An 830-nucleotide genomic window follows, 5' to 3' on the forward strand; every position below is an offset into this window, starting at 1 on the left:
TCCAGGCATTCCCGCAGATGTCTTAAGCTTCCTCCAAGGTCTTGCCAACCGACTTGGGATTCCTTTAGGTCAGTTGATTAATACTCCTCTGGTCCAGGCTGCGCTCACCAAACCTAACACCCTAGCCATTCTGAATGCGGCTGAAGCTGCGTTTGCCAGAGGTGGAATTGGATTGTTAGATGGTTATAACAGCATCAGTTTAGCCAGTGTGGTGGCACGGACTACTAACCCAGGGGATGCGGTGGCTATCTTCGATCGCCTGAGCACGGCAAGATTGCAATTTATGGTCTTCCGTCTCGATCGCAGCAACCTGGCTGGTTCACTCCTGTCTGCCCTTGAATCCGCCAAATTTGGCCGGTATGGTAGCATCACCTTTGGAGAGTACCTGGTTTACAAAGATACAGGAATCCGCTTCCAAAGCTTTGATAGCCAGTTCATTCCACAGCTCAACTTTGACTTGTTCCTAGAAGACTTTGGAAATCAGATCCCTGGTCGATAGAATCCCCCTTTCTAACGCTCCTGGTTAATCAACGGTGAATTTCAGAAGGGATTGGCATTGCGCCTTTCCCTTCTGCACCGAAGTGAAAAGAACTCCGAGAGTTTTTTCAGAGATGTTAGTTAGGTAGGTAGGTCGCTCTTTGGGCGATTTCTGCCCTAATCAAATCAAAGCTGTCCCAGCTTTGAACCCTAACAAAGCCTACACTCTCCACAGGGTGTAGGCTTTCTCTATGACCGTTCATTGAGGCTTAAAACCTGGAGTTTAGACTAAGCCAGTGACACGAAAGCAATAAAGAGGGGAGCCCGACTTGCATCTAGGCTCCCCTTGGCAG

At 48.9% G+C, this 830-nt stretch carries 1 protein-coding gene; it reads left to right on the forward strand.

Annotation, left to right across the window (positions count from 1 at the left end; all coding sequences use genetic code 11):
- Nucleotides 1-499: hypothetical protein (locus NG796_RS15400; RefSeq protein ID WP_261207733.1), on the forward strand; the 499-nt coding region annotated here is incomplete at its 5' end.
- Nucleotides 500-830 lie beyond the last annotated feature (331 nt).

Origin of the sequence: Laspinema sp. D2d, from assembly GCF_025370755.1 — a bacterium.
Classification (GTDB): domain Bacteria; phylum Cyanobacteriota; class Cyanobacteriia; order Cyanobacteriales; family Laspinemataceae; genus Laspinema.